The sequence below is a fragment of the Sphingobium sp. C100 genome (assembly GCF_000508185.1).
Lineage (GTDB): Bacteria > Pseudomonadota > Alphaproteobacteria > Sphingomonadales > Sphingomonadaceae > Sphingobium.
Map to the genome: position 1 here is coordinate 1 of NZ_AYOY01000083.1, position 2,585 is coordinate 2,585.

The following is a 2,585-nucleotide window of genomic DNA, read 5'->3' on the forward strand; positions in this document are numbered from 1 at the left end:
GGCGGCCTGCCGCTGCTGAAGCCGATGAGCCAGGTCGCGGGCCGCATGGCGATCCAGGCCGGCGCCACCGCGCTGGAAAAGGCGCATGGCGGGCGCGGCGTGCTGCTGGGCGGGGTGCCGGGCGTGCTGCCGGCCAAGGTCGCCGTGATCGGCGGCGGCGTCGTCGGCTTCAACGCGGCGCAGATGGCGGCCGGCCTGGGCGCCGACGTGACCATCCTCGACCGCAGCCCCGAAGTGCTCGAAAAGCTGGGCATGTATTTCGAAGCGCGGGCCAAGACCCGCTTTTCGAACAAGGCCAACCTCGCCGAATGCGTGGCGGAGGCCGACCTGGTGATCGGCGCCGTGCTGATCCCCGGCGCCGCCGCGCCCAAGCTGGTGACGGCCGAAATGCTCAAGACCATGAAGAAGGGCGCGGTGCTGGTCGACGTCGCCATCGACCAGGGCGGCTGTTTCGAAACCAGCCACGCCACCACCCATGCCGACCCCACCTATATCATCGACGATGTCGTCCATTATTGCGTCGCCAACATGCCCGGCGCGGTCGCGCGCACCAGCACCTATGCGCTTAACAATGTGACATTGCCCCATGCGCTGCGCATCGCCGAACTGGGCTGGAAGGAAGCGCTGCGCCGCGACCCCCATCTGCGCGCGGGCCTGAATGTGTGGAACGGCAAGGTCACCTATCAGGCGGTCGCCGACGATCTGGGCCTGCCCTACAGCCCGGCGGAAGACGCGATCGCCTGATCGCGCATCCCCGGTTTCCCGGCGCTCCGGCAGGCGCCGGACCCAAGCGGCGCCAGTCCCTTCCCTGGGGACTGGCGCCCTTTATTTTTTCGGCTCCCGGCCACGCAGCGGCGGGGATTGTTGCCACATTGCATCCGACCGGAGAGAAGCGGTTGCGGGTTCGCGCCCCTCGTTCGTCTAGCTGGCTGGGGGACATGACCACATGCCCCCCATGCATCCTGGTTCCGCCGAAGAGAGGCATGGTTTAACGTCATGGTCGATTTCCCCACATTCGCCGCCTTGATCCGACAAGGCGAAAGCATCAACATGCGCGCTGGCCGCACTGGGCAGGAAGGGGCGCGGTAATGCAGGGCGATCTGATGACCTGGCTGGTTCCGCTTCTCGCCATGCTGTGCGCGGGCCTGTTCGCCGGCTTTGCGGCCGGCATTTTCGGGATTGGCGGCGGTTTCGTCGTCGTGCCCGCATTGTTCGTCGTGCTGCCCCTGCTGGGCGGCACCCATGACGCCATCGCCCATGTGGCGATCGGCACGTCGGCGGCGACGATCATCGTCACGTCGATCCGGTCGCTGCTGGCGCACGCCAAGCGCGGCGCGGTGGAGTTTGAGGTGCTCAAGGCCTGGGCGCCGTGGATCATCCTGGGCGATGGCGTGGGCGTGCTGCTCGCCGGCCATGTCGATGGCCGCATCCTGACCATGATCTTTGCGGTCGGCGTATTCCTGATGTCGCTCAATTTCCTGCTGCCCAAGATCGGCGGCAAGGTGATCAGCGACACCATGCCGTCGGGCGTGGCGCGGGTCGGCATTGCGGGTGGCCTTGGCACCTTTTCGGCGCTGCTGGGCATTGGCGGCGGCACGATCGCGATCATGGTGATGACGCTGTGCGGCCGGTCGATCCACCGCGCCATCGCCACCGCTTCGGGCATCGGCACGCTGATCGCCATCCCCAGCGCCATCGGTTTCGTGCTGATCGGGCTGAAGGAGCCGGGCCTGCCCTGGGGGTCGCTGGGCTATGTCAACGTGCCCGCCACGCTGGCGATCGCGTCCATGTCGATCCTGACGGCCCCGGTCGGCGTTGCGGTAGCGCACGCCATGCCGGCCGCGCCGCTCAAGAAGGTGTTCGGCATCTACCTGATCATCATCGCCTTCGTGATGCTCCGCAACGCGGTGAAGATGTAAGCGCAGGAGACAGGATGGGCAGCGGTCGTTCGTCGCTGCCTCTTCTTTTTCCGGGGGGCGGGCTGACGCACCCTATGCGCCGGCCCGCCCGGCCGCGACCATGGTCGCGGCGCGCGTCACGTCCCGCCGCCCCGCCCGCAAGCAGCGCGCGCGCAAGAATTCCCGCCCCTGCTGGTCCCCGCAATGGACATGCCGTCAGACATGCTGGCTAACAGTCTTTGTCACTGGCGGCCTTTGTGGTTATGGCTAAGCGGGAGGAGCTATGGGGCAGTCCGATCAGATTTCCGTCTTGCTGGTGGAGGATGACGACGCCGCGCGCGCCAATATCGCCGGCATATTGGGCGGGGCGGGCATGACGGTGGAGCAGGCCGCAGATGGGTCCACCGGCCTCAACCGCGCCGGCAGCGGCGCCCATGACGTGGTGATCCTCGACCGGATGCTGCCGCAATTATCGGGCATCGACATTGTCACCCGGATGCGCCTGGCGGGCATTGGCGCGCCGGTGCTGATGCTTTCGGCGCTCGGCCGCAGCGAGCATCGGGTGGAGGGGCTGGAAAGCGGCGTCGACGACTATCTGGCCAAACCCTTCGAACCCGACGAATTGATCGCCCGCGTCCGCGCGCTGTGGCGGGGGGGCTGCCCGCGTTGGCAGCGGCTGGTGGCTGT

The 2,585-nt window shown here is 67.4% G+C and carries 3 protein-coding genes; all 3 read left to right on the top strand.

Going from position 1 to position 2,585, the window contains the following annotated elements; all coding sequences use genetic code 11:
- A partial coding sequence (locus tag C100_RS31495) for an alanine dehydrogenase (protein ID WP_024018991.1) occupies positions 1–744 on the top strand: 744 nt, incomplete at its 5' end.
- 344 nt (positions 745–1,088) lie between these two features.
- Entirely contained in the window at positions 1,089–1,919 is an 831-nt protein-coding gene (locus tag C100_RS31500) for a sulfite exporter TauE/SafE family protein (RefSeq protein ID WP_024018993.1), read from the top strand.
- 262 nt (positions 1,920–2,181) lie between these two features.
- Positions 2,182–2,585 (top strand): response regulator transcription factor (locus tag C100_RS31505; protein ID WP_024018994.1); only part of this gene is annotated, 404 nt, incomplete at its 3' end.

Excerpts from the sequence above, each read along its gene's own strand:
- C100_RS31500 (WP_024018993.1), top strand. The coding sequence starts at position 1,089 with ATGCAGGGCGATCTGATGACCTGGCTGGTTCCGCTTCTCGCCATGCTG.